The sequence below is a fragment of the Aeromonas sp. ASNIH2 genome (assembly GCF_002934795.1).
Taxonomy (GTDB): Bacteria; Pseudomonadota; Gammaproteobacteria; order Enterobacterales; family Aeromonadaceae; genus Aeromonas; species Aeromonas caviae.
The window spans coordinates 3,103,324-3,129,996 of the sequence record NZ_CP026406.1 but is presented as its reverse complement, the minus strand read 5'-3'; the positions used below and the strand labels follow the sequence as shown (position 1 = coordinate 3,129,996).

At 61.8% G+C, this 26,673-nt stretch carries 13 protein-coding genes; 8 read left to right on the top strand and 5 right to left on the bottom strand.

Annotated elements, in window-relative coordinates:
- The first annotated feature begins 25 nt into the window (after positions 1–25).
- On the top strand, positions 26–1,219 hold the full coding sequence (gene mdtH / locus C3F36_RS14855; protein ID WP_104455331.1) for a multidrug efflux MFS transporter MdtH: 1,194 nt from the start codon (positions 26–28) through the stop codon (positions 1,217–1,219).
- Positions 1,220–1,420: 201 nt separating this feature from the next.
- Here the strand turns inward: mdtH and C3F36_RS14850 are convergent, their stop codons facing one another.
- The 3 genes from C3F36_RS14850 to trhA all read right to left on the bottom strand — a co-directional run bounded on the left by C3F36_RS14850 (position 1,421) and on the right by trhA (position 18,071).
- Positions 1,421–15,433 (bottom strand): retention module-containing protein, encoded by a 14,013-nt coding sequence (locus tag C3F36_RS14850; protein WP_104455330.1) that lies wholly within the window; start codon positions 15,431–15,433, stop codon positions 1,421–1,423.
- A 222-nt stretch (positions 15,434–15,655) separates the two neighbouring features.
- Positions 15,656–17,317 carry a putative transporter gene (locus tag C3F36_RS14845; protein WP_010675535.1) on the bottom strand — a complete coding sequence of 554 codons (1,662 nt, stop codon included), beginning with the start codon at positions 17,315–17,317 and terminating at the stop codon, positions 15,656–15,658.
- Between the two features lie 121 nt (positions 17,318–17,438).
- Complete coding sequence (trhA, locus tag C3F36_RS14840; RefSeq protein ID WP_104452322.1) at positions 17,439–18,071, bottom strand: PAQR family membrane homeostasis protein TrhA; 633 nt, start codon at positions 18,069–18,071, stop codon at positions 17,439–17,441.
- 190 nt (positions 18,072–18,261) lie between these two features.
- Here trhA and C3F36_RS14835 point away from each other — a divergent pair, with 190 nt between their 5' ends.
- From C3F36_RS14835 to C3F36_RS14825, 3 genes are all read left to right on the top strand, one after another.
- Positions 18,262–19,767: an aminotransferase class V-fold PLP-dependent enzyme gene (locus C3F36_RS14835; RefSeq protein ID WP_104455329.1), complete on the top strand. Its 1,506-nt coding sequence runs from the start codon at positions 18,262–18,264 to the stop codon at positions 19,765–19,767.
- A 105-nt stretch (positions 19,768–19,872) separates the two neighbouring features.
- Positions 19,873–20,424 carry a septation protein A gene (locus C3F36_RS14830; RefSeq protein ID WP_039041321.1) on the top strand — a complete coding sequence of 184 codons (552 nt, stop codon included), beginning with the start codon at positions 19,873–19,875 and terminating at the stop codon, positions 20,422–20,424.
- 24 nt (positions 20,425–20,448) lie between these two features.
- Complete coding sequence (locus C3F36_RS14825; protein WP_010675539.1) at positions 20,449–20,745, top strand: YciI family protein; 297 nt, start codon at positions 20,449–20,451, stop codon at positions 20,743–20,745.
- Positions 20,746–20,808: 63 nt separating this feature from the next.
- Here the strand turns inward: C3F36_RS14825 and cysQ are convergent, their stop codons facing one another.
- Positions 20,809–21,579, bottom strand: coding sequence for a 3'(2'),5'-bisphosphate nucleotidase CysQ (cysQ, locus tag C3F36_RS14820; RefSeq protein ID WP_104455328.1), 771 nt, complete (start codon positions 21,577–21,579; stop codon positions 20,809–20,811).
- Between the two features lie 164 nt (positions 21,580–21,743).
- Between cysQ and C3F36_RS14815 the strand changes: the two genes are divergently transcribed.
- The 3 genes from C3F36_RS14815 to C3F36_RS14805 all read left to right on the top strand — a co-directional run bounded on the left by C3F36_RS14815 (position 21,744) and on the right by C3F36_RS14805 (position 24,678).
- Positions 21,744–22,061 carry a ComEA family DNA-binding protein gene (locus tag C3F36_RS14815; RefSeq protein ID WP_043156043.1) on the top strand — a complete coding sequence of 106 codons (318 nt, stop codon included), beginning with the start codon at positions 21,744–21,746 and terminating at the stop codon, positions 22,059–22,061.
- A 94-nt stretch (positions 22,062–22,155) separates the two neighbouring features.
- Positions 22,156–23,067, top strand: coding sequence for a UTP--glucose-1-phosphate uridylyltransferase GalU (gene galU, locus C3F36_RS14810; protein ID WP_041212401.1), 912 nt, complete (start codon positions 22,156–22,158; stop codon positions 23,065–23,067).
- Between the two features lie 213 nt (positions 23,068–23,280).
- Positions 23,281–24,678, top strand: coding sequence for a peptide MFS transporter (locus C3F36_RS14805; protein ID WP_104455327.1), 1,398 nt, complete (start codon positions 23,281–23,283; stop codon positions 24,676–24,678).
- Between the two features lie 70 nt (positions 24,679–24,748).
- On the opposite strand, the gene C3F36_RS14800 is transcribed toward C3F36_RS14805, so the two are convergent.
- The gene (locus tag C3F36_RS14800) at positions 24,749–25,720 is read right to left on the bottom strand and encodes a response regulator (protein ID WP_029314797.1); all 972 of its coding nucleotides are present in this window, start codon (positions 25,718–25,720) and stop codon (positions 24,749–24,751) included.
- Positions 25,721–25,995: 275 nt separating this feature from the next.
- On the opposite strand from C3F36_RS14800, the gene C3F36_RS14795 reads away from it, so the two are divergent.
- The gene (locus tag C3F36_RS14795; RefSeq protein WP_052815581.1) at positions 25,996–26,670 is read left to right on the top strand and encodes a DnaT-like ssDNA-binding domain-containing protein; all 675 of its coding nucleotides are present in this window, start codon (positions 25,996–25,998) and stop codon (positions 26,668–26,670) included.
- Positions 26,671–26,673 lie beyond the last annotated feature (3 nt).

Below are 26,673 nucleotides of genomic sequence, written 5' to 3'. Positions count from 1 at the left end.
CGAAGCAAACAGAGGTATCAGGGTCATGGTGGATCGGGCGAGGCGGTTGGGGCGGTGGTTCTTGGCATTGGATTCCCTGCTGGTGATCCTGGGCTTCTTCGTGGTGATGCCCATGATCAGCCTGCGCTTCGTCGACCAACTGGGCTGGGCCGCCGGTGTGGTGGGACTGGCACTGGGGCTGCGTCAGCTTACCCAGCAAGGGCTGGGGGTCTTTGGCGGCTCCCTCGCCGACAAGTTCGGGGCGCGCCCCCTCATCGTCTGCGGCATGCTGCTGCGGGCGCTGGGGTTCGCCAGCCTGGCCTACGCCGAGAGCGGGCTTGAGCTGATCCTCTCCTGCATCATCTCCGGGCTCGGCGGCTGCCTGTTCGATCCCCCCCGGGCTGCTCTGGTCATCAAGTTCACCCGGCCACGGGAGCGGGGCCGCTACATCTCCCTGCTGATGATGCTGGAGAGCGCCGGTGCCGTGGTGGGAGCCCTGCTCGGCAGCTGGCTGCTCAACTTCGATTTTGAATATGTCTGCCTGCTGGGTGCCGGCCTGTTCGTCTGCGCCGCCCTGTGCAACCTGATGATCCTGCCCCCCTACAAGCTCTCGGTGCGCCCGACCCCGATCCGAGACGGCCTGGGCCAGGTGCTGGCGGACAAGGCGTTCTGCCGGCTGGTGCTGATCCTGAGCGGCTACTACGCCCTCTGGGTTCAGGTGATGCTGATCTTCCCCATCCTGGTCAAACAGATGGCAGGCAGCACCACCGCGGTGGGCTGGATGTACACCCTGGAGACCGCCATCTCCCTGGCCCTGCTCTACCCGCTGGCCCGCTACGGCGAGCGCCACTTCAAGCTGGAGAATCGCCTGATGGCGGGGGTCTTGTTGATGACAACGGGGATAGGTCTGGTCGCCTTCGCCACCACCCTGCCCGCGGTCTTCCTGCTGCTCGCCTGCTTCTACCTCGGCATCGTCATCGCCGAGCCGGCGCGGGAGACCCTGATGACCAAGCTCGCGCAGCCCGGTGCGCGCGGCAGCTACATGGGGTTCAGCCGCCTGGGGCTGGCGCTCGGGGGCATGACTGGCTATGTCGGCGGCGGCGCCCTGCACGACTACGCCATTGCCCAGGGACAGCCCTGGCTGCCCTGGCTGGTGCTCGGCACCGTCGGGGTCACCACCCTGCTGCTGCTGGCCAACTGCTTCCAGCGCGGCTCCCGCCTGGCAGGGGTCAACGCCTGATCCCTGAGCACACATGCAGTCGACATAGTCCCCCGGGCGCCCTCATTCGAGTCGGCGCCCTTCTTTTATCCGGCAACGCAGGATCGAGGACCAGCCTCCCCATGCTGGTCCCTCGTCCCTATTTTCCTCACTTCACTGACCGAATCGCGCACATAAAAAAAGCGGCAGATTGCTCTGCCGCTTTGTGTCCATCTGGCTGGGTTACTTGTCGATATCCAACATGTTGTTTTGCAACATGAAATCGATCACCTGGTTGGCCGTCGTCCCTGAACCGCCCGTCAGAGTGTCGAAGGTGTGGTTCATCAGCACTATCTCCTGGGTCACCGGCGCAGCACTGCTCTCCTTGACCTGCAGGTGCACCCCTTCGCTGTCCTGGAACACCGAGAGCAGGCTCTTCAGGGAGCTCTCGCTCTTGCTGCCATCGCTGTCGAGCAAGTCGCTCAGATCCAGCTTGTCCCCTTCCGACTTACTGAAATCGACGATGTAGTCCTTGGCCACCTTGCCAGCCTCGGTATCCCCCTTCAGCCAGGTGAAGGTATCGGCACCTGCATCCCCCATGAGGATGTCGTTGCCGGCCCCCCCGATCAGGATGTCGTTGCCCAGCCCGCCGCTCAAGATGTCGTTGCCGGTACCGCCATAGAGGGTGTCGTTGCCACTGCCACCATAGAGGCGATCGTTGCCGCTCTCCCCATAGAGGGTGTCGTTGCCGCTACCACCGAACAGGGTGTCGTTGCCGGCACCGCCGTACAGGAAGTCATCACCCCCCTGACCGAACAGGATGTCATTGCCATCACCGCCGAGGAGGGTGTCACCCTTGTCATTGGTCGACGACTGATCGAACTCGCTGGCGTGATCCGTGATGTAGGCGTGCACCTGGGCATCGGTCACCGACCCTGCCCCCAGCTTGCCGCTCACATACTGCTTGATGGCCGCATACCCTTCCCCGCTGATGCCGGTGAAGCGTACCGCGTCGCCAAACAGGATGTCGTCGCCCGCACCGCCATCGATCCGGTCACTGCCCGGCTTGTTGTTGATGGAGGTTCCCAGAATGGCATTGGCCAGATCGGAGGCTGATACGTTGAACTGCACCACCTGATCGCTATCGAACTGCTTCAGGGTATCGATGGAGACCTTGCTACCGATGCCGATGGCCTGCAGCACTACATTGTTTGCCTCCAGCAGCGGCAGCACGCTCAATGCGTTGTTTCTGGCTGTGTCATTGGTATACCCAGAAATGTAAGCATCTGAGATTTCGAAGCTTCCGTCTCCCTGGGGTTTAAGGGTTCCAATGATGCTATATTCCCATTTCTTTCCATTCTGTGACCACTGTCTGACATCGCCGTTGGCATCCACTATCACCCTCTGATCGCCCCCGATATTGGCGTAGAAGGCCTTGCCCGGTACGTAGTTGTTGACGTTGACAAAGGTATCCAGCCTTTGCACAGTCTTGGTGTTCACCACCGGATTGGTATTTTCGTTGTAGAAGAAGGAGTTGGGTGCCCCATCGGTGATGAAATAGGCCAGATTCTTCGCATTGGTGTTGTTCTTGGCTATGTCACTGTTGAACCAGTTCGAGGTCGCCTTGAGCGGGTCCTCATAGTTGGTATATCCCTCATAGCCATTCATCTGACTAATAACATCCTCCAACAACCCCGAAGCATTGGGATCTTTCAGATCCACGCTGACGGAACGCTTGACCTGGGTATCAAAATCGACCAGGAAGACGTTGACCTTGCCCGCAGCCTCCTTGCCCGCGCTCGCCTGAAGATCTTCGAACACCTGAATCAGCTGATTTCTAATCGTCGCCATATCGTCACCAATACTGCTCGATGTGTCGACCATAAAAGCAAGGTTGTAGTTCTGGCCTGGCAGCACCACGCTACCGTCCAGATCCCCCACCACGATATTGTGTTCACTGCCATAGGTCCGGTTCTGATCGCCAGGTTCACCTTCGGTGGACTGGAAGTAGCTCAGACGGATGCTGTCACTGTCGGTCGCGGTACTGGTTTGATCGGTACCCACCTCCTTGGCGATGGCCTCGACCTTGAGATCCACCAGACCGGCGCTGCTGCCCGGCACTCGCAGCGTCAGTCCGCTCAACTTCACATCCAGCGCGCTCGCACTCCACAGACCGCTGTTGACGGTGAGGGTAAGCTTGCCATCAACCCCGACGGTGCCCAGCAACTGGCTGCCCTTGTAGAGCTCGGAGCCTTTGGGCATCCCGCTTAGTACCAGGCTGTCGAGCACTTCGCTGCCATCCCGATCGCTCAGGGAGGCGCTCACCTCCAGCGGGTAGTCGACCACCACCGGCTGCACCAGGGTCAGCACGCCCGTATCCTGATTGATCTGGTAGACACCGTCGGCGAACTGGACATACTCCACGTCGTGCAGCGCCTTGGTGATGCCGACCCCCTTCTCCGTGACGGAGAAGTTGAACCAGCGATCATTGATCGAGTATCCGCTGCCCTTCGTGATGGCGTAGTCGGCACGGTTGCCGGACAGTACAGCGATATCTTTATCACCAGCACCGCCATAGAGTGTATCGCCACCCAACCCAGCGACCAGAATGTCGTTTCCAACGCCGCCGTCGAGGGTATCGCCCGACACTGAGTTGCCACCGACCAGCACGTCATTGCCGTTGCCACCGACGAAGTGGTCTCCGCCCCCCTTCTGGCTCACGATGTAGTCGTTGCCATCACCACCCACCACGGTTTCCTTACTAGAAGTGCTATCGGTCAGAGTGTTGGTGATCCCGAGGGCCCCCTTGTCGAAGTTGCCGGACTGGAACTGGCCCGTGGTGATCCCCGCGCTCGGGAAACTCTGGCTGTAAGACGGCATGCCATTCCCCATCAGGGTGACGTTGACCGTGGGCTTGTCGGCCACCGCCGCCACGTCGATCACCAGCTTGCTGCCGTTGCTGAGGTTGGCACCGTCGCTTATCTGATAGCCGATGCTGGCATAGTCGCCCTTCATGTTGCCGACCACGGCGCCGTTGCCGTTGGCGGCATGGGTGCTCGACTCGTTCAGACCGGGCACGAAGCGCAGATGGCCTGCGTTCACCTCGGCATAGGAGATGAGGGCTCCGGTTTGCACCGCAGCCCACTGCCCAGCTGCATTGAGGTATTCGAGGGTACCGTTCAGCGGCAGGGTATTGATCTTCACCCCGAGATCGGTCGCATCCTGATCGTCGCTGGCACCAAACTGGGCCCAGGTCAGGACCTGGGGCTGATCTTCGGCACCGGCGCTGTGGCCGCCAGCCGCCGTCGGCGCCCGATCGTTGTCCACTATGGTACCGGTCCCGCTCTGACCACCAATCGTCACCGAGAGGGTCTCGTTCGTCTCGACCAGGCGATCGTTCACCGTCGGGATGGTCACCGTGAAGTCTGTCACGCCCGCCGGTACCGTGATCTTGCCGGTGGTGCTGTTGTAGGTCAAGCCGTTGCTGAACTGGGCATTGCCCCAGTCCTGGTTGGAGGCGGGGTTGTTGCCCGATCCGCGAATGGCGAAATCGTATTCGGTCGCTTCCTGGGTCGCATCGGACAAGGTGACCTTGTGCAACAGGTTGCCCCCTTCAGTCACGCTCTCGCTGGAGACACCCTGAACCAGCGGCGTGAAGAGAGGCTTGGTGGCGAAGGAGCCAATGCTGGCGTCACCGTCACCATCCACCACCCGGATCTGGAAGTCGATGTCACCATCACCCAGGGGTTTGGACATGCGCTGGTACTGGAAGAACTCCCACTTGCCGGTGGCTGGCGTGAACTCCAGCTTGAAGACGAGGTTGCCGCCCGCATCCTTCCCGAGCAGGGTATTGGCCCCGCTGGCGGTGATGGCGATGGCTGAGCCGGAAGCCGTCCGCAGACCATTCTCGAAGGTCGCCGGGTCCAGCACCAGCCCGATGGAGCCCTTGCCGTCCGCCCCCCACTGCGGGGTCACGGTGCCGGAACCATAGGCGATGGCCTGCGCCGTGTTGGCACCGAGGAACTCGATGCTCTGTACGGTGAAGTCGCTGTTGTCGGAGGTATTGGTGTTGCCGTTGTTGGTCGCCTTGATCACCATGGTATCGAAGCCACCCTGCTGCACCTGGAAGTTCTGGTTGAACTCCCCACCCGATGCCTTGGAGTTGAATACCAGGGTGCTGATCAGCACACCACCGCGATAGAACTCCACGACCCCGCTCTCCAGCTCGCCGCCAAACATCTTGCTGAACTTGATGTTGGCGCCGTAGGCAACCTTGCCCGCATCCAGCCTGACGATCAGCTGCTCGGAGGCGGACGAACCGTCGGCAAAGTGACGGAAGTCAATCTCGTTGGCGAGGTTGTGGTAAGGCGCAGCACCGCTGGCCACCCCCAGCCCCGAGCTGGAGCCGTTGACATCCGCCGTTACCAGTGAGGAATCGGTTGCCGACTTGAAGCCCAGGGCGCTGATGGTAAAGCCCGCCATGTTCAGGGTGCTCTGGTTGCCACTGTACTTGGTCAGGTCGAAGAGCCCGGTCAGCACGTTCGGAATATCGGTCTTCACCACGGAAACGGCATCGCTGTTGCCAGCAATGGGGGAGTCGTCCTCGACGCTGACATCCAGCTTGCCCTTGGTGACACCGCAGCCATCGGAGACCTCCACGTCCAGCTGGAACGACAACTTGTCTTCCGAGGTCGTATCCCCGTGGTCGAGGGGGCCCTTGAGGGTCACGTCATAGGTCCACTCTCCCTTGCCACTGGCATTGGGTGCCGTCAGCTTGACCTCGACCACCGCCTTGAAATCGGCGCCGCCTATCACCCCCGTGTAGCCGACCAGCGTCTTGCTGCCCGCATCCCAGCTCCATTGGACCTTGGCCCCACCGGACGTCAGCCCGGCCGGTCCGTTCAGGGAGATGCTGAGCGTGCTGCTGTCGATGTCGCCCACCGAGAGGGTACCGGACGCCTTGATGGCGTTGGTGGTATCCGGGTTGCCGACCGTGTCGGCAATACCGTTTGCCAGACCCTCTTCGGAGACGGCAGCCCCATTGGAGATGGTCAGCGTCGGCAGATCGTTGACCGCATCCACCTTGATGGTCACGGTTGCGGGACTCGCATCCACGGCGCCGTCGTTGTCTACCGCCGCATAGTTGAAGGTGGTGTTGCCGTTCCAGTTCGCATTCGGAGTGAAGGTGAGCTTGCCGGCGTCCGCCACCGCAATGCTCTGATCCACCGTCACAACCACCCCGTTCAGATAGAGGATGCCGTTGGCAGGCAGGCTCTTGATGGTGAAACTCACCACGTTGCCATCGATGTCGCTGCCACTGAGGGTCGGAATGGCGATGCTGGCGGCATCTTCCTGACCGTTTGCCTGCTTGTTCGCCGTCTCCGGCGCTTCATTCAGGATCTGCGCGTTGTCGCTGCCCGGCAGGGAGACATTGCCCGCCTTGTCGGTCTGGGTCGCCGTCACCGTCAACGACTTGCCGTTGGCCGGGGTCGTCTCCGTCCAGCTGATGGTGCCATTATGATAGCCGTAGCTCTTGCCATTGCTTGCCAGCAGGGTGCCATCGGCCTTGAGCGTCAACTGGACAGTGCTGTTCACCCCACCATTGTTGATGGTCAGCGTCACCTTGCCGCCCGCAACCAGGTCTGCGTGATTGATTCCGGCGCGAACCTGGATCTGATCATTGCCAATCTCGGCCTTGGTCAGCATCTGGTCGTTGTTGGCATCATCCACGATAACCACGGTCGGCGCATTGGGTTCCTGGGTGTCGATCGCGGTGTCGTCACTGCCGCCAGTGCCCGCGTTGCCGTTGAGATCGGTGTAGCTGCCGTCCTTGACGATGACGCTGGCCTCGCCGGTATAGCCCGGGGTCGGGGTGAAGGTACCGGTCCAGGTCTTGCCGCCATCGGAGCTGGTCAGCCCGGTCACGGTGCCGCCCACCACGGTCAGGTCGCCCAGCTCGAACCCGGTCACCTGCTCGCTGAAGGTGAAGGTCACCGGACTGGTTTCGCCCACGGTCAGCTGGTCGTCAACAATATTGACCACCACGCTCGGGGCCAGGGTGTCGATCGCGGTGTCGTCACTGCCGCCAGTGCCCACGTTGCCGTTGAGATCGGTGTAGCTGCCGTCCTTGACGGTGACGCTGGCCTCGCCGGTATAGCCCGGGGTCGGGGTGAAGGTACCGGTCCAGGTCTTGCCGCCATCGGAGCTGGTCAGCCCGGTCACGGTGCCGCCCACCACCGTCAAATCGCCCAGCTCGAACCCGGTCACCTTCTCGCTGAAGGTGAAGGTCACCGGACTGGTCTCACCCACGGTCAGCTTGTCGTCAACAATGTTGACTTCCACGCTCGGGGCCGCCGTATCCACCGGGGCACGGTCGCTGCCGCCTGTGCCCGCGTTGCCGTTGAGGTCGGTGTAGCTGCCGCTGTTCACGGTCACGCTGGCCTCGCCGGTATAGCCCGGGGTCGGGGTGAAGGTACCGGTCCAGGTCTTGCCGCCATCGGCGGTGGTCAGCCCGGTCACGGTGCCGCCCACCACGGTCAGATCGCCCAGCTCGAACCCGGTCACCTTCTCGCTGAAGGTGAAGGTCACCGGACTGGACTCACCCACGGTCAGCTTGTCGTCAACAATGTTGACTTCCACGCTCGGGGCCGCCGTGTCCACCGGGGCACGGTCGCTGCCGCCAGTGCCCGCATTGCCGTTCAGGTCGGTGTAGCTGCCGCTGTTCACGGTCACGCTGGCGGTGCCTTCAAAGCCCGGGGTCGGGGTGAAGGTCGCCGTCCAGGTCTTGCCGCCATCGGCGGTGGTCAGCCCGGTCACGGTGCCGCCCACCACGGTCAGATCGCCCAGCTCGAACCCGGTCACCTTCTCGCTGAAGGTGAAGGTCACCGGACTGGTCTCACCCACGGTCAGCTTGTCGTCAACGATGTTGACGATCACGCTCGGTGCTTTGATATCGGCGCCGGCTGTGTCGCTACCGCCGGTGCCCGCGTTGCCGTTGAGATCGGTGTAGCTGCCCTCGTTCACGGTGACGCTGGCAGTGCCTTCGAAGCCCGGGGTCGGGGTGAAGGTGCCGGTCCAGGTCTTGCCGCCGTCAGTGGTCTTGAGGTCGGTAACCGTGCCGCCCACCACCGTCAGATCGTCCAGCTCGAACCCGGTCACCTTCTCGCTGAAGGTGAAGGTCACCGGACTGGTCTCACCCACGGTCAGCTTGTCGTCAACGATGTTGACGATCACGCTCGGTGCTTTGATATCGGCGCCGGCTGTGTCGCTGCCGCCGGTGCCCGCGTTGCCGTTGAGATCGGTGTAGCTGCCCTCGTTCACGGTGACGCTGGCAGTGCCTTCGAAGCCCGGGGTCGGGGTGAAGGTGCCGGTCCAGGTCTTGCCGCCGTCAGTGGTCTTGAGGTCGGTAACAGTGCCGCCCACCACGGTCAGATCATCCAGCTCGAACCCGGTCACCTTCTCGCTGAAGGTGAAGGTCACCGGACTGGTCTCACCCACGGTCAGCTTGTCGTCAACGATGTTGACGATCACGCTCGGTGCTTTGATATCGGCGCCGGCTGTGTCGCTGCCGCCGGTGCCCGCGTTGCCGTTGAGATCGGTGTAGCTGCCCTCGTTCACGGTGACGCTGGCAGTGCCTTCGAAGCCCGGGGTCGGGGTGAAGGTACCGGTCCAGGTCTTGCCGCCATCAGCGGTGGTCAGCCCGGTCACGGTGCCGCCCACCACAGTCAGATCGCCCAGCTCGAACCCGGTCACCTTCTCGCTGAAGGTGAAGGTCACCGGACTGGACTCACCCACGGTCAGCTTGTCGTCAACAATGTTGACTTCCACGCTCGGGGCCGCCGTGTCCACCGGGGCACGGTCGCTGCCGCCAGTGCCCGCATTGCCGTTCAGGTCGGTGTAGCTGCCGCTGTTCACGGTCACGCTGGCGGTGCCTTCAAAGCCCGGGGTCGGGGTGAAGGTCGCCGTCCAGGTCTTGCCGCCATCGGCGGTGGTCAGCCCGGTCACGGTGCCGCCCACCACGGTCAGATCGCCCAGCTCGAACCCGGTCACCTTCTCGCTGAAGGTGAAGGTCACCGGACTGGTCTCACCCACGGTCAGCTTGTCGTCAACGATGTTGACGATCACGCTCGGTGCTTTGATATCGGCGCCGGCTGTGTCGCTACCGCCGGTGCCCGCGTTGCCGTTGAGATCGGTGTAGCTGCCCTCGTTCACGGTGACGCTGGCAGTGCCTTCGAAGCCCGGGGTCGGGGTGAAGGTGCCGGTCCAGGTCTTGCCGCCGTCAGTGGTCTTGAGGTCGGTAACAGTGCCGCCCACCACCGTCAGATCGTCCAGCTCGAACCCGGTCACCTTCTCGCTGAAGGTGAAGGTCACCGGACTGGTCTCACCCACGGTCAGCTTGTCGTCAACGATGTTGACGATCACGCTCGGTGCTTTGATATCGGCGCCGGCTGTGTCGCTACCGCCGGTGCCCGCGTTGCCGTTGAGATCGGTGTAGCTGCCCTCGTTCACGGTGACGCTGGCAGTGCCTTCGAAGCCCGGGGTCGGGGTGAAGGTGCCGGTCCAGGTCTTGCCGCCGTCAGTGGTCTTGAGGTCGGTAACAGTGCCGCCCACCACGGTCAGATCATCCAGCTCGAACCCGGTCACCTTCTCGCTGAAGGTGAAGGTCACCGGACTGGTCTCACCCACGGTCAGCTTGTCGTCAACGATGTTGACGATCACGCTCGGTGCTTTGATATCGGCGCCGGCTGTGTCGCTGCCGCCGGTGCCCGCGTTGCCGTTGAGATCGGTGTAGCTGCCCTCGTTCACGGTGACGCTGGCAGTGCCTTCGAAGCCCGGGGTCGGGGTGAAGGTGCCGGTCCAGGTCTTGCCGCCGTCAGTGGTCTTGAGGTCGGTAACAGTGCCGCCCACCACGGTCAGGTCGCCCACTTCGAAGCCCTTGACCTGCTCGCTGAAGGTGAAGGTCACCGGACTGGTCTCACCCACAGTCAGCTTGTCGTCAACAATGTTGACTTCCACGCTCGGGGCCGCAGTGTCCACCGGGGCACGGTCGCTGCCGCCTGTGCCCGCGTTGCCGTTGAGGTCGGTGTAGCTGCCGCTGTTCACGGTCACGCTGGCCTCGCCGGTATAGCCCGGGGTCGGGGTGAAGGTACCGGTCCAGGTCTTGCCGCCATCGGCGGTGGTCAGCCCGGTCACGGTGCCGCCCACCACGGTCAGATCGCCCAGCTCGAACCCGGTCACCTTCTCGCTGAAGGTGAAGGTCACCGGACTGGACTCACCCACGGTCAGCTTGTCGTCAACAATGTTGACTTCCACGCTCGGGGCCGCCGTGTCCACCGGGGCACGGTCGCTGCCGCCAGTGCCCGCATTGCCGTTCAGGTCGGTGTAGCTGCCGCTGTTCACGGTCACGCTGGCGGTGCCTTCAAAGCCCGGGGTCGGGGTGAAGGTCGCCGTCCAGGTCTTGCTGCCATCGGCGGTGGTCAGCCCGGTCACGGTGCCGCCCACCACGGTCAGATCGCCCAGCTCGAACCCGGTCACCTTCTCGCTGAAGGTGAAGGTCACCGGACTGGTCTCACCCACGGTCAGCTTGTCGTCAACGATGTTGACGATCACGCTCGGTGCTTTGATATCGGCGCCGGCTGTGTCGCTACCGCCGGTGCCCGCGTTGCCGTTGAGATCGGTGTAGCTGCCCTCGTTCACGGTGACGCTGGCAGTGCCTTCGAAGCCCGGGGTCGGGGTGAAGGTGCCGGTCCAGGTCTTGCCGCCGTCAGTGGTCTTGAGGTCGGTAACCGTGCCGCCCACCACCGTCAGATCGTCCAGCTCGAACCCGGTCACCTTCTCGCTGAAGGTGAAGGTCACCGGACTGGTCTCACCCACGGTCAGCTTGTCGTCAACGATGTTGACGATCACGCTCGGTGCTTTGATATCGGCGCCGGCTGTGTCGCTGCCGCCGGTGCCCGCGTTGCCGTTGAGATCGGTGTAGCTGCCCTCGTTCACGGTGACGCTGGCAGTGCCTTCGAAGCCCGGGGTCGGGGTGAAGGTGCCGGTCCAGGTCTTGCCGCCGTCAGTGGTCTTGAGGTCGGTAACAGTGCCGCCCACCACGGTCAGATCATCCAGCTCGAACCCGGTCACCTTCTCGCTGAAGGTGAAGGTCACCGGACTGGTCTCACCCACGGTCAGCTTGTCGTCAACGATGTTGACGATCACGCTCGGTGCTTTGATATCGGCGCCGGCTGTGTCGCTGCCGCCGGTGCCCGCGTTGCCGTTGAGATCGGTGTAGCTGCCCTCGTTCACGGTGACGCTGGCAGTGCCTTCGAAGCCCGGGGTCGGGGTGAAGGTACCGGTCCAGGTCTTGCCGCCATCAGCGGTGGTCAGCCCGGTCACGGTGCCGCCCACCACGGTCAGATCGCCCAGCTCGAACCCGGTCACCTTCTCGCTGAAGGTGAAGGTCACCGGACTGGACTCACCCACGGTCAGCTTGTCGTCAACAATGTTGACTTCCACGCTCGGGGCCGCAGTGTCCACCGGGGCACGGTCGCTGCCGCCTGTGCCCGCATTGCCGTTCAGGTCGGTGTAGCTGCCGCTGTTCACGGTCACGCTGGCGGTGCCTTCAAAGCCCGGGGTCGGGGTGAAGGTCGCCGTCCAGGTCTTGCCGCCATCGGCGGTGGTCAGCCCGGTCACGGTGCCGCCCACCACGGTCAGATCGCCCAGCTCGAACCCGGTCACCTTCTCGCTGAAGGTGAAGGTCACCGGACTGGTCTCACCCACGGTCAGCTTGTCGTCAACGATGTTGACGATCACGCTCGGTGCTTTGATATCGGCGCCGGCTGTGTCGCTACCGCCGGTGCCCGCGTTGCCGTTGAGATCGGTGTAGCTGCCCTCGTTCACGGTGACGCTGGCAGTGCCTTCGAAGCCCGGGGTCGGGGTGAAGGTGCCGGTCCAGGTCTTGCCGCCGTCAGTGGTCTTGAGGTCGGTAACAGTGCCGCCCACCACCGTCAGATCGTCCAGCTCGAACCCGGTCACCTTCTCGCTGAAGGTGAAGGTCACCGGACTGGTCTCACCCACGGTCAGCTTGTCGTCAACGATGTTGACGATCACGCTCGGTGCTTTGATATCGGCGCCGGCTGTGTCGCTACCGCCGGTGCCCGCGTTGCCGCTGAGGTCGGTGTAGCTGCCCTCGTTCACGGTGACGCTGGCAGTGCCTTCGAAGCCCGGGGTCGGCGTGAAGGTGCCGGTCCAGGTCTTGCCGCCGTCAGTGGTCTTGAGGTCGGTAACCGTGCCGCCCACTACCGTCAGATCGTCCAGCTCGAACCCGGTCACCTTCTCGCTGAAGGTGAAGGTCACCTCGCTGGTCTCACCCACGGTCAGCTTGTCGTCAACGATGTTGACGATCACGCTCGGTGCTTTGATATCGGCGCCGGCTGTGTCGCTGCCGCCGGTGCCCGCGTTGCCCGCCAGGTCGGTGTAGCTGCCCTCGTTCACGGTGACGCTGGCAGTGCCTTCGAAGCCCGGGGTCGGGGTGAAGGTCGCCGTCCAGGTCTTGCCGCCGTCAGTGGTCTTGAGGTCGGTAACCGTGCCGCCCACTACCGTCAGATCGTCCAGCTCGAACCCGGTCACCTTCTCGCTGAAGGTGAAGGTCACCTCGCTGGTCTCACCCACGGTCAGCTTGTCGTCAACGATGTTGACGATCACGCTCGGTGCTTTGATATCGGCGCCGGCTGTGCCGCTGCCGCCGGTGCCCGCGTTGCCGTTGAGATCGGTGTAGCTGCCCTCGTTCACGGTGACGCTGGCAGTGCCTTCGAAGCCCGGGGTCGGGGTGAAGGTGCCGGTCCAGGTCTTGCCGCCGTCAGTGGTCTTGAGGTCGGTAACAGTGCCGCCCACTACCGTCAGATCGTCCAGCTCGAACCCGGTCACCTTCTCGCTGAAGGTGAAGGTGACGTCGCTGGTCTCGCCCACGGTCAGCTTGTCGTCAACGATGTTGACGATCACGCTCGGTGCTTTGATATCTGCGCCGGCTGTGTCGCTGCCGCCGGTGCCCGCGTTGCCCGCCAGGTCGGTGTAGCTGCCCTCGTGCACGGTGACGCTGGCAGTGCCTTCGAAGCCCGGGGTCGGCGTGAAGGTGCCGGTCCAGGTCTTGCCGCCATCGGAGGTGGTCAGCCCGGTCACGGTGCCGCCTACTACCGTCAGGTCGCCCAGCTCGAACCCGGTCACCTTCTCGCTGAAGGTGAAGGTCACGTCGCTGGTTTCGCCCACGGTCAGCTTGTCGTCAACGATGTTGACCACCACGCTCGGGGCCGCCGTGTCGACCGGTGCGGTATCACTGCCGCCAGTGCCCACGTTGTCGTTGAGATCGGTGTAGCTGCCAGGCTTGACGGTGACTGATGCCGTACCTTCAAAGCCCGGGGTCGGGGTGAAGGTACCGGTCCAGGTCTTGCCGCCGTCAGTGGTCTTGAGGTCGGTAACAGTGCCGCCCACCACGGTCAGATCATCCAGCTCGAACCCGGTCACCTTCTCGCTGAAGGTGAAGGTCACGTCGCTGGTCTCGCCCACGGTCAGCTGGTCGTCGGTGATGTGGACCACCACGCTCGGGGCCTGGGTGTCGACGCTGTAACCCTCGGTATCGGCCGCCGTGGTGCTGTTGCCCGCCGCGTCGGTGGTGGTCACCTTGGCGTCGATCACCTTGTCCCCATCGGCCACCAGCTCGCTACCCGGCACATTGATGCTGAAAGTCTTGTCGGCCAAGACCAGACCGGTGAAGGCCTTGCCATTGACGGTCAGGGTGACGGTGTCGCCCTCTTTCACGTCGCCACCCACGCGACCGGTCACGGCGATGTCCTGCTTGGACTCGGCCGCGTTGATCACATCGTCAGGGGTGATGTTGCCATCCAGGGTGATGCTGGCATCCGGTGGAGTGGTGTCGAGCAAGGTAGTGTCGTCGGTGGCGCTGGCCGGGTTGCCCGCCGCGTCGGTAACGCTGGCCACCACGGTCAGGTTGCCATCCGCCAGCCCGCTCAGATCGGCGCTGGTCTGGTAGTTGCCATCGGCATCGGTGACGGCGGTGACTGTCGCGCTCTTACCGGTGGCATCGCTGATCACCAGGGTCACGGTACGACCCGGGCCAACATCGGAGGTACCGCTGATGGGCGTGTTGGCCACATTGGCCGCGTTCACGTCATCCAGGCTCACCGTGATGTTCGCCGTGGTGTCCACGCTACCATCGTCGCTCGACGTGCCTCTGTTGCCAGCAGGATCAGTCACGCTGGCAGTCACGTCATAGCCCCCATCCGGCAACGGCGTCACGACATCCGCGCTGTAACTGCCATCCGGTTGTACCGTGGCGGTCAGGGTCTGCTGATTGCCGTTGGCATCGGTCACCATCAGGGTCACCGTGCTGCCGGGGGCGGCGTCCGTGGTACCCGTGATGGTCGGAGTGTTGTCATTGGTATTGTCCGGTGCATTCACCGTCACGATCGGAGCCGTAGTGTCCACGCTGCCATCATCGGTCGCGGTGCCGGTATTGCCGGCCGGATCGGTCACGGAAGCCGTCACCTGATAGCCCCCTTCGGCCAGCGGTGTGGTGACATCCACGCTGAAGCTGCCATCCGGTTGTACCGTCGCGGTCAGGGTCTGCTGATTGCCGTTGGCATCGGTCACCACCAGAGTCACCGTGCTGCCAGCGGGGGCATCCGTGGTACCGGTCAGGGTCGGCGTCCGATCGTTGGTGTTGTCGGGGGCAGAGACGGTGATGACGGGAGCGGTGAGGTCGACAAGCTCATCTTCGCTGCTTTGCGCATCCACCAGCGGCGCCGCGCCAGCCGGGTTCGCGCTGTCAAAGCCTGCGCTGGAGATGGTTGCATCACCGGTACGATCGATGGTGACGAAACCGCCGTTGCCGCTGGCACCAGCCACGCCCCCCGCATTGCCTGCGGCCGGGGCTCCACCCGCCGCCGACGCTTCGAATGCCTTGGTGGGGTCGGTTCCGTCCAGAATCGCTTGCTGCAAGGCGGCGATGTCATCGGGTGTCCCCGCGTTCGCCAGCACGGCGTCACCCTGTTCGGGGCGCTCGCCGGAACCCAGGGTGAACGTGGTCTCCCCTCCCTGGAAGCTGGCCCCTTCGGGCGCAAGCAATACCGCATCCTTGGGCAGTACATCGCCTTCTGCAACGAGTCTCTGGCTCCCGTCGGCGGCGACCAGATACATTTTGCCTTGCAAGTGGGTAACGACGACATCCTGATCCAATACGATGCGCTGATTGCTCATGGTTTCTCCTGAAATATCGAAGGGCATATTGCTCCAGCCCCCAATGTGCCCGTTTATCAGGCCATAAACCAGTGAGAAAAATCGAATGAACAGACCGAAATGAAGCCGGGTTTCGGGGTGAAAACGAAGGGACGCCGAAGATGAATAAAATTAATTAAATCAATAGCATCAATTGTGACAAAACGATGACGGGAGCCTCATCGGCTCCCGTCTCGTGAGGTGTCAGACACCGGCCCAGAGCAGGATGGCCAGCAGTTGGGGCGAGATGATCCGCAGGAACATCACCAGGGGGTAGACGGTCGCGTAAGAGAGTGCGCTGGCACCACTGGTGGGGTGCATGCCGTTGGCAAATGCCAGAGCGGGAGGATCCGTCATCGAGCCGGCCAGCAGCCCGCACAGCGTGAGGTAATTGAGCTTGCCATAATGGCGTGCCAGCACACCCACCAGCAGCAGCGGGATGAGGGTGATTGCCACACCGTACATCATCCATGCGGGACCGTCGCCGTTGATCAGGGTGTCGATGAAGCCGGCCCCGGACTTGAACCCCACCACCGCCAGGAAGAGCACGATGCCTATTTCCCGCAGCGCCAGGTTGGCGCTCGGCGGCATGAACCAGTAGAGCTTGCCGATGCTGCCGATACGAGACAGGATGAGCGCCACCACCAGCGGTCCCCCTGCCAGCCCCAGCTTGAGCGCCGCCGGGAATCCCGGCAGGTAGAAGGGAATGGATCCGAGCAATACCCCCAACCCGATACCGATGAAGACGGGCAGCATCTGCACCTGTTGCAGTTTCTGCTGCACGTTGCCCACCACGCTGGTGACCGCCTCGATGGCATCGAGCCGCCCCACCAGGTTCAGGATGTCACCGAACTGCAGACTGGTCTGACTGGTCGGCACCAGCTCGATGCCGGCCCGATTCAGGCGCGAGATGACCACATCGTATTTCTGCTTGATGTCGAGATCGCGGATCCGCTTGCCGAGCACCTGCTCATTGGTGACCACCACCCGCTCGACCCGCAGATCGGTCCCGCGGGTGGAGAGGGAGGTGTCTACCTCCTCTCCAAGCACCAGCAGCACCTTGTGCAGGGCATGGCGCTCCCCCACCAGGTGCAGCAGGTCGCCAAGTTCGATGCGCGAGTCGGGCTTTGGCACCATCAGCTCGTCGCCACGCTTGAGGCGGGAACAGATGACGTCCGCCTCGTCCAGACTCGGGATCTCGCGGAGCATCAGGCCATGCATATTGGGATTGCGCACGGCAATGTTGATGGTTTGCAGACTCTCCTTGGTCTTGCCTGCCTGCTGCTCGAAAGCGACCGCTTCCTCCTCGATCTTGATGTGGAAGAACATCCTGATGAGCCACATGGTGAGCAGGATGCCGCAGATCCCGAACGGGTAGGCCACCGCATAGCCCATCCCCATCAGGCCGGTGGATCCAGGATCCGCCCCGAGCTCCGCCAGGATCTGCTGGCCAGCCCCCAGGGACGGGGTATTGGTCACGGCCCCGGAAAAGACTCCGAGGATCACCGGCAGCGGTACATCGAACAGCTGGTGCAACGCTGCCGCCACCAGGCAGCCGAGCAGAACCAGCAGGGCCGCGAAGCCATTGAGCTTGAGGCCCGAACTGCGCAAGGAGGAGAAAAAGCCGGGACCGACCTGGATGCCTATGGTGTAGACGAACAGGATCAGGCCGAATTCCTGAATAAAATGAAGTGTTTGCTCATCCAGCTTCAAGCCGGACAATCCGGCGAAGTGGCCCACTATGATGCCGCCGAACAGCACCCCGCCGATACCCAAACCCACGCCATAGACCCGCCAGTTTCCCAGCCAGAGCCCCAGCACTGCCACCAGCGACAGCATGCTGATGGAAAGCGCGATCTCACTCATCGTTTGCATCCTTTCCAAACTGAACTGGCACTAGCTTGTCAGCAAACGAAGGGGGCAACTGTGGGGTGCCGCACGAATTCAGGCTTTCATGAGCACAAAAATACCAATTAAGGGTTAGCCATCAGATGTAGCCATAAATGGCCATGAAGTGGCACAGACTGCCACCCAGCACAAACAGGTGCCAGATGGCGTGGTTGTAGGGAATGCGCTTGGCCACATAGAAGATCACTCCCAGGCTGTAGATGAGACCACCCAGCCCCAGCAGCAGGAGCCCGGTACCATCCAGATGCAGATAGAGCTGGTAGATGACCACCAGCGACAGCCAGCCCAGCATCAAATAGGTAAATAGCGACACCTTCTTGAAGCGATTGATGAAGATCAGCTTGAACACGACCCCCGCCAGGGCCAGCCCCCAGATCACCACCATCAGTCCTTGCGCCAGCGGCGTATCGAGCGCCACCAGCAGGAAGGGGGTATAAGTGCCGGCGATCAGCAGATAGATGGCGCAGTGATCGAACAGCTTGCTCCAGCGTCTGGCCGTCACCGAGCTCACGCTGTGGTAGAGCGTCGAGGCGAGATAGAGCAATACCAGGCTGGCACCGTAGACGCCGTAGCTCAGCAGTACCCTAGGCCCCTGATCCCACCCCTTGTGCAGCAGCAAGACCAGTCCCAGTCCGCCCAGCAGCAGCCCCAGCCCATGGCTGAGGCGATTCGCCCACTCTTCCCATGGGGAGTACCCCGTCACATCCATCATTACCTCCAACCCATTACCGGCCCACTCTAGCGGTCGACGTTTCAGGCTACAAGCGTTAGCTGAAAATAAAGGGCGAGGAGAGGGAGGGCCAGAGATGGCTGTGCCCCCCGCCCCTTTGGTGTATGCTCTGCCGCCGACGCCGCCCATGCGGATGGCCGCGTCTGCCCGACAATCTGGTCTGGAGAACCCGATGAAGCTCACTGAACTGTTTACACAACCGGATCCTGATTTCGGCAAGGCCATGACGGCCCTGCTGGAGCATTTCCATCATTCCGACGACAGTCAGGCCCCCTATCAGCGGGGCAGCTTCACCCACCAGCTCGATCAGTCGTGCATGCCCGCCATCGGCATCTCTCCCCGGGACTATCTGGCACGGCTCGCCACCCTGGTACCCGGGGCATCGCACCTCACCTCTCCCCGCTACATGGGACACATGACGGCACCGCTGCCGGCCTTCACCGCCGAGCTCTCCCGGCTCTTGGTGATGCTCAACCAGAACCCGATGAAGATGGAGTCCTCCCGTTTGCTGAGCTTTCTGGAGCGGGAAGTGCTGGCCAAGCTGCACCGCCTAGTCTACCGCCAGGACGACGCCTTCTATGCAGCACAGATGCATGCCAAGGATGCAGCCCTCGGCGTCATGACCAGTGGCGGTACCATCGCCAACGTCACCGCCCTCTGGCTGGCCCGCAACCGAGCCTGTGGCGACAACCTGTTCGCCCTCGCCGAGCAGGGCTATCGCGGCGCCGTCATTCTGGGCTCGCGGCTGATGCACTACTCCTTCGACAAGGGGATGGATCTGCTGGGACTCGGGGGTCGCAGCGTCTGGCGTCTCGACACCGACGAGCACAACCGGCTCAGTCTGGCGGCGCTGGAACAGGCCCTTCAACAATGCAGGGAGCAGAAGCTCAAGGTGCTGGCGCTGGTCGGCGTGGCCGGCAGCACGGATTTTGGCTCCGTCGACCCGCTGCCGGAACTGGCCGCCATCGCCCGGCACGAGCAAATCCACTTCCACGTGGACGCGGCCTGGGGTGGTCCGACCCTCTTCTCGCCCCGCTATCAGGGATTGCTTACGGGGATAGAGCACGCCGATACCGTCACCCTTGACGGTCACAAGCAGTTGCTGGTCCCGCTCGGTACCGGCATGCTGCTCTGCCGCCAACCGGACCTGATGATGACGGTGAAGCGCGAGGCTCCCTACGCCATCCGCGCCACCTCCTTCGATCAGGGGCGCTTCACTCTGGAGGGGACCCGTCCCGCCAACGCGCTCTATCTGGATGCCGCCTTCCAGATGCTGGGACAGCAGGGTTATGCCCAACTCATCGACGCCAACTACGACAGGGCGCGGCGAATGGCCGCGCTCATCGACGCCAGCCCCGCCTTCGAGCTGATGTCGGCACCTGTCATGAACCTGCTCTCCTACCGGTGCATTCCGCCCCACCTGCAAGGTCAGGAGCCCGATGTGGCGGCCAACGAACAGATCAATCTCTTCAACATCGCCCTGCAAAAAGCCCAGCGCGCCGAAGGGCACAGCTTCGTCTCACGCACCCAGCGCGCAGTCTCCCGCTATGGCGAGCAACCGCTCACGCTGCTGCGCGCCGTCCTGCTCAACCCCCTCATCGAGGAAGCAGACATACGCGCATTGCTGGACGATCAGGTGCGCCTTGGCAACCAGATTGCCAGCCAGCTGTTCGAGTAACCCGCCGCCTCGGGAAAGAACTGCCTGCAGAATGGACGGTCTTATTCATTTGCCGTTGTCTGACGGGCAGGTAAACTGAGTGAAATTTTGAGGTTAGAGTCCAGCATGAAGCAGTTTATCGAGTTCATCCCCCTGATCGTCTTCTTCGCGGTCTACAAGTTTTACGACATCTACACCGCCACTGGCGCCCTGGTGGTCGTCACTGGCCTGCAACTCCTGTACAGCTGGCTTCGCTATCGCCGGGTCGAGAAGATGCAGTTGTTCACCTTCGTGCTGGTCGGTTTCTTCGGCGGCCTCACCGTCTTCTTCCACGACGATGCCTTCATCAAGTGGAAGGTGACCGTCATCAACATGCTCTTTGCCCTCGCCCTGCTCATCGGCCGCTATGGCTTTGGCAAGAACCTCATCAAGCAGATGCTGGCCAAGGAGCTCCAAGCCCCCGACCGGGTCTGGGACAACGTCAATCTCGGCTGGGTCGGCTTCTTCACCCTGTGCGGTCTGCTCAACCTCTACGTGGCCTTCAACCTCTCCCAGGAGATGTGGGTCAACTTCAAGGTGTTCGGCCTGCTGGGCATGACCCTGGTCTTCACCCTGCTCAGCGGCGTCTATCTCTATCGCCACATGCCGGCCGAGCAGAACGCAGAACAGAAAAAATAACCGCAACCAGAAAGGGATTGTTCCATGTGGTATCTGATCTACTCCGAAGATGTCGCGGGCAGCCTGCCCCAGCGCAAGCTGGCACGCCCTGCCCACCTGGCCCGCCTGCAAGCCTTGCAGGATGAGGGCCGCCTGCTGACGGCCGGCCCGAACCCGGCCATCGATGCCGAGGATCCGGCCGATGCGGGCTTCACTGGCAGCACCGTCATCGCCGACTTTGCCAGCCAGGCCGACGCCCAGGCCTGGGCCGATGCGGACCCCTATGTCGCGGCGGGGGTCTACGCCAGGGTGACCATCAAACCGTTCAAGAAAGTCTTCTGAGCCCATCGAGGCTGACAAGAAAAAGGCCGGACACTGTCCGGCCTTTTCGTATCCGATGATGACTCATGCCCTGGCCACAAACCAGGGATTGAGGATATCAGGCTTGTTGTAGCAAAGCGGCGAACCATCGAGCTGGGTGACGCTGCCCCCCGCCCCTTCCAGTACCGCCTGAGCTGCCCCCGTATCCCACTCGCAGGTCGGAGCGAGCCGCGGGTAAAGCTCGGCCTCCCCCTCGGCAATGATGCAAAACTTGAGAGAGCTGCCCATGGAAACCAGCTCGATCTCGCCCCGCTCCAGTTCGCCAAAACGGGCCAGATACTCGAGGGTTTCCTGCGACAGGTGATTGCGACTGCCCACCACGCGCCACACTTGCCCTGCGTCATGAGGACGGGTCTGGATGGTCTCGTGCCTGCCATCGGCCACACGCCAGGCGCCAATCCCCTTGCCCCCATACCAGAGCTTGTCCAGTACCGGGGCATAGACCAGCCCCCAGCGCGGGGTCCCCTGTTCAATCAGGGCGATATTCACCGTGAACTCGCCGTTGCGGGAGACAAACTCCTTGGTGCCATCCAAAGGATCCACCAGCCAGTAGCGGGACCAGCCGAGTCGCGCAGCCATCACCTCCGGGGAGGACTCTTCCGACAACACCGGGATGTCGGGAGTGAGACGTGCCAGCGCCTGAACGATCACCTCGTGGGCCCCCTTGTCCGCCGCCGTCAGCGGGCTCTCGTCCTGCTTGTACTCCACCGCAAAGGGCTGTCTATAGATGGACATGATGGCCTCACCGGCGGCGCGGGCGATGGGCTCCAGTTTGGAAATGGCGGGTAGATACATGGAAAAGAGTTCTCGCTCAAAGGGTTGGTCAGTGTAACCGAGTGAGTATCTTCGGCTTATAGCCGTTTGCACTGACTTATACAGTGTCAAAACTGACAGACAAAAAGTGGCGCAACACAGCTAATGATAAATGTGATACTAACGCCACATAAGGACATGACGATATGAACAAGAAGACCCTGATCGCCGCACTGCTGCTGGGCTGCCTCCCCCTGTTGAGCCAACCTCTGCTGGCCGCCGACAAGGCGGCGACCAAGCCTGTGGCCACCACCCAAGTCAAGGAGAGCGGCAAGATCAATCTCAATACCGCCAGTGCCAGCGAGCTCACCGCCCTGAAGGGCATTGGCGAGAAGAAGGCACAGGCCATCATCGACCACAGGGAGAAGCAGGGCAAGTTCACCTCCGTCGATCAACTGGCGGACGTCAGTGGCATCGGACCTGCCACGCTGGAAGCAAACCGGGACATGATTATCGTCAAGTAACCGGTTTGAATCCCTGTCATCCCAAGGGCAGCCTGTGGCTGCCCTATTTTTCTTCGGGTATCATGAGCCCACTTTGTATCTTCGGACTCACTCCATGAAAAAGACACCGCTCGTTGTTCGCAAGGCCGTTCTCCCCGTTGCCGGTCTGGGTACCCGCATGCTGCCCGCCACCAAGGCCATCCCCAAGGAGATGCTGCCCGTGGTCGACAAGCCGCTGATCCAGTATGTGGTGCGCGAAGCCATCGCCGCCGGCATCAAGGAGATAGTCCTGGTGACCCATTCAAGCAAAAACTCCATCGAAAACCACTTCGACAAGAGCTTCGAGCTGGAGGCGACCCTGGAGAAGCGGGTCAAGCGCCAACTGCTGGAAGAGGTTCAGCACATCTGTCCCAAAGACGTGACCATCATGCACGTGCGTCAAGGGGAAGCAAAAGGCCTGGGTCATGCAGTACTGTGTGCCCGCCCCCTCATCGGGGATCAACCCTTCGCCGTTCTGCTGCCGGATGTGCTCATCGACGAGGTGGCCAGCGATCTGAAGCAGGACAACCTGGCGGAAATGGTGCATCTGTTCGAAGAGGAGCAGATCAGCCAGATCATGGTGGAAGCCGTCCCCGAGAGCGAAGTGGACAAATACGGCATCGCCGACATCAAGGGGGAGGCCCTGAGCGAAGGCATGTCCCTGCCGATGCAGGCCATCGTCGAGAAACCCCCCCGGGATGAAGCCCCGTCCAACCTGGCCGTGGTCGGTCGCTATGTGCTCTCCGCCAATATCTGGCCCTTGCTGGAAAAAACCCCGGCCGGTGCCGGCGACGAGATCCAGCTGACCGATGCCATCGCCATGCTGATGGAAAAGGAGCAGGTCAATGCCTACTTCATGAAGGGACGCAGCCACGATTGCGGCAGCAAGCTCGGTTATATGAAGGCCAATGTGGAATACGCCGTGCGCCATCGGGAACTCAGCAAAGAATTCACCAGCTGGCTGAAGCAGTTTGCCAAAGAGCTGTAATCTCTAAATATTTACAAGATAAGCAGAATAAAAAACTGGGCATCATTCGATGCCCTTTTTCATTTTATAAGCAAATATTCAACCATTGATAGATAAAATATCGCTAAATCATAATATTGTAATTTAAAGTCGCTTGTTCTATAAGGATTAAGGCTTGTTCCTAGCCCTTGCATAAAATTTCTAAAAAAATATAAGACACAGGTGGAAGTTCCAATGAATAACCCGTCCAAAGGGACCTTTTTAGGTCACCCTAAAGGGCTTTTTTTGCTCTTTAGTACCGAACTGTGGGAGAGATTCTCCTATTACGGCATGCGTGCCGTGCTCGTCCTCTATCTGACCGACCTGACCGCCAACGGTGGCATGGGCTGGACCCAGGCCGACGCCCTCAAGCTGTACGGCATCTATACCGGTCTGGTCTACATCACCCCCATCATCGGCGGCTGGCTCGCTGATACCTTCCTGGGCCAGCGCCGTGCCATCCTGTTCGGTGCCGTGCTGATGGCCGCCGGCCAGTTTACCCTGGCACTGCCTCACGCCATGTTCCCTGACATGGTCAACACCGTCTTCTATGTCGGCCTTGGCTTGCTGATCGTGGGCAACGGCCTGTTCAAACCGAACATCTCCACCATGGTGGGCGACCTGTATAAAGAAGGGGATCACCGTCGTGACGGCGCCTTCACCATCTTCTACATGGGCATCAACCTGGGCTCCCTCCTGGCCGGCGTGATCTGCGGCGCCGCCGCCACCGCCTATGGCTGGCAAGCCGCCTTCGTCAGCGCCGGTATCGGCATGCTGCTCTCCCTGGTCGTGCAGGCCACCATGGCCCAGCGTTTCCTTGGCGACATCGGCCGTGTGCCCGCCGCCCAGCGTGCCGCCCTGCAGCGCTCCAAGGAGCAAAAAGCGCCCCTGACCAAACAGGAAGTGGATCGCATCAAGGTGATCCTGGTACTGGGCCTGTTCACCATCATCTTCTGGGCCGGCTTCGAGCAGGCCGGTGGTCTGATGAACCTGTATGCCCAGGAGTATACCGACCGCATGATCGGCAGCTTCGAAGTGCCGACCGCCTGGTTCCAGTCCCTGAACCCCTTCTTCATCATCACCCTGGCCCCTGTCGTGGCCGCCATCTGGATCAAGCTCGGCAAGAAAGAGCCGAACTCCCCGGTGAAATTCGCCATGGGCCTGCTGTTCCTGGCCGTCGGCTTCCTGTTCATGATCGGTGCCGTGCTGGAGCAAGGTGGTGATCAGGCTGTCAAGACCTCCATGTTCTGGTTGGTCGGTGCCTACCTGTTCCATACCCTGGGTGAGCTCTGCCTCTCCCCCATCGGTCTCTCCATGGTGACCAAGCTGGCTCCGCTGCGCCTGGCCTCCCTGATGATGGGTGCCTGGTTCGGTTTCGTGGCCCTGGCCAACTATGCCGCCGGCTTCATCGGATCCTTCGTCGGCGAATCCGGTGCCATGGCCATCTTCGGTGGCATCGCACTGGCCGCCGTGATCAGCGCCCTCATCCTGCTGACCATGGCCAACCGCCTGGTCTACTGGATGCACGGTGCCGAAGGCCCGGCCAAAGAGCCCGAAGAACAAGAGCAGAAACTGCAGTCTGCGACCGTTTGACCGGTCAGGACAGCAGAGACCAAACAGGGCGCCCATGGGCGCCCTGTTTGCATGTGTTCACTTCACGGCGTCAGTGGTGACGAACCTGCATCGTCAGGGCGCTGCCGCTGTCACTGCGAAACTGCAGATCAAAGGGCTCGTGCCAGCTTCGCCTGTGCAACGTGTAGCGACTGCTGCGCATCAAGCCGAGCGGCAACCCCCCTGCACGCATCAACCAGTGAGGTGAGGTGAGCCCGGCATTTGCAAAAAGCAGCCCATCCTCCTGATCGAACAGCAGGGCCGCCATGGCAAAGGAGTGACGCAGGCCCGACTCCAGCAGTTGCAGATTGAGGTAATCCAGCAATCGGTGTGGCTGGGTCAACAGCAGGCTCTCTTGTTGCTGGTATTGGCGATAGGGGCCGTTCATCAGGGATCGCACCAAGGCACCACAGAAGGCCGCATCCACACCGAGGATGGGCAATTCCATCACCAGTACCAGCAGCTTGTCGTCCAGTTTGAAGGTATCCGGGATGAAGAGATTGCCCATGCCGGCAAAGGTGACCTGCCAGGGCCCCCACTCCTGCATGCCAGGGGGGGCCAACCAGGCGAGCAGCCGGCTGCTCGCCAGATCGTGGCCACGGAAGAAGTCGATGTGCTCCATCAGCTCCAGTTGCTGGCTCTGATGCCCGAGGTTTGTCAGGCATTGCTCGATGCTGCGGCGGATCTGCTCATAGTCATTCACCGGTTTGATGAAGAAGTCCCTGGCCCCCGCCCGCAGCGCACGCTCGATCGCAGCCATCTGATCCTGACCGGAGATGACGATGACGGGCACCTGTGGATAGCGGGCGGTGAGGCAGGCAATCACCTCATGGCCATCCATGTTCGGCATGTTCAGATCACACAACACCACATCGGGGTGATAGAGCGCTGCGGCAGAGAGCCCCTCAATCCCGTCTTCTGCCTGAAAGACGCAGGCCCCGTCGTGCTCGAGATAAGATACCAGTGAGTGGCGAAAAACCGCTTCGTCTTCTACCACCAAGATCCGTAGTCCGGCTTTTGACATCTTGACAAAGCTCTTATTAGTCAAATGGTTATTTGAGCATTAAGACTAGATCATGGGCGCTGGATACCGCCACACAATATTGTCGAGCAGCGAGCCAGGTTGGCCTTGGTATCTGCCAAGCGTTTGAAATGGTCCGACTATTTTGCTCGCCCCCTTGCGCAGAGATGATCGGCAACCGTCGCCCGGCAGCCGTTCTCTCGCAGGTCGGCACCATGAATTGTATGAGGCACCGCCATGAGGGATAATGCCCTCCACTCCAGATCGTGAAGCAGACCATGACGCCAGCCGAATACAGCGCCCTCGCCCATCCCAGACTCTCCCATCCGGCCCGCAGCCTCTATACCCTGCAACTGCGCCGCTTGGTGCTGGAAAATCGGCTGGCCCGACTCAACTATCCCGAGCTTGGCCGGGCACTGGCTGTCGTCGATCCGGGCAATTCCGGTGGTTTCAGCTATCAGGTCAACGCTCGCCAGCTGACCGAACTGCTCGACGAGCTGATGGAGGCCGAACTGCTTCAGGTCGAGGCCCAGGCTGACAGTGAGCACTACCACCAGTGCCCTTTCCAGTTGCCGTTGCTGAGCCAGCGGGTGCGCAGCCCTCTGCCGGCACGCCCGTTCCAGATGCACCTGCAGTGGCGTCCGGACGAAGAACTGCCTGCTCTCGCACGCCTGTGCGGGGTGATCGATGCCAGCTACAGCGAAGAGGATCTCGGGGAGTTCATCGCCTATTGGCTCGGCCGCCCCGAGGTGTTCGACTCCCAGCACCAGTGGATGTTGAAATTTATTCGGGCCCTCAAGAGTCGGCGCTACGCCCGCCGTCCGGCGACCGTGGTCACCGGGTACCAGCAGGTCGCGCCAGCCCCGGTAGAGGCTGGCCCGAGCCGCCGGGCGCAAGAGATGATCGATGAGGCCAAACGGCTGGCACAAGCTCAGGAGCCGGAGAATGATTGATAC

Excerpts from the sequence above, each read along its gene's own strand:
- C3F36_RS14800 (WP_029314797.1), bottom strand. The coding sequence starts at position 25,720 with ATGTCAAAAGCCGGACTACGGATCTTGGTGGTAGAAGACGAAGCGGTT.
- C3F36_RS14795 (WP_052815581.1), top strand. The coding sequence starts at position 25,996 with ATGACGCCAGCCGAATACAGCGCCCTCGCCCATCCCAGACTCTCCCAT.
- C3F36_RS14835 (WP_104455329.1), top strand. The coding sequence starts at position 18,262 with ATGAAGCTCACTGAACTGTTTACACAACCGGATCCTGATTTCGGCAAG.
- C3F36_RS14845 (WP_010675535.1), bottom strand. The coding sequence starts at position 17,317 with ATGAGTGAGATCGCGCTTTCCATCAGCATGCTGTCGCTGGTGGCAGTG.
- mdtH (WP_104455331.1), top strand. The coding sequence starts at position 26 with ATGGTGGATCGGGCGAGGCGGTTGGGGCGGTGGTTCTTGGCATTGGAT.
- cysQ (WP_104455328.1), bottom strand. The coding sequence starts at position 21,579 with ATGTATCTACCCGCCATTTCCAAACTGGAGCCCATCGCCCGCGCCGCC.
- C3F36_RS14815 (WP_043156043.1), top strand. The coding sequence starts at position 21,744 with ATGAACAAGAAGACCCTGATCGCCGCACTGCTGCTGGGCTGCCTCCCC.
- C3F36_RS14850 (WP_104455330.1), bottom strand. The coding sequence starts at position 15,433 with ATGAGCAATCAGCGCATCGTATTGGATCAGGATGTCGTCGTTACCCAC.
- C3F36_RS14825 (WP_010675539.1), top strand. The coding sequence starts at position 20,449 with ATGTGGTATCTGATCTACTCCGAAGATGTCGCGGGCAGCCTGCCCCAG.
- trhA (WP_104452322.1), bottom strand. The coding sequence starts at position 18,071 with ATGATGGATGTGACGGGGTACTCCCCATGGGAAGAGTGGGCGAATCGC.
- C3F36_RS14830 (WP_039041321.1), top strand. The coding sequence starts at position 19,873 with ATGAAGCAGTTTATCGAGTTCATCCCCCTGATCGTCTTCTTCGCGGTC.
- galU (WP_041212401.1), top strand. The coding sequence starts at position 22,156 with ATGAAAAAGACACCGCTCGTTGTTCGCAAGGCCGTTCTCCCCGTTGCC.
- C3F36_RS14805 (WP_104455327.1), top strand. The coding sequence starts at position 23,281 with ATGAATAACCCGTCCAAAGGGACCTTTTTAGGTCACCCTAAAGGGCTT.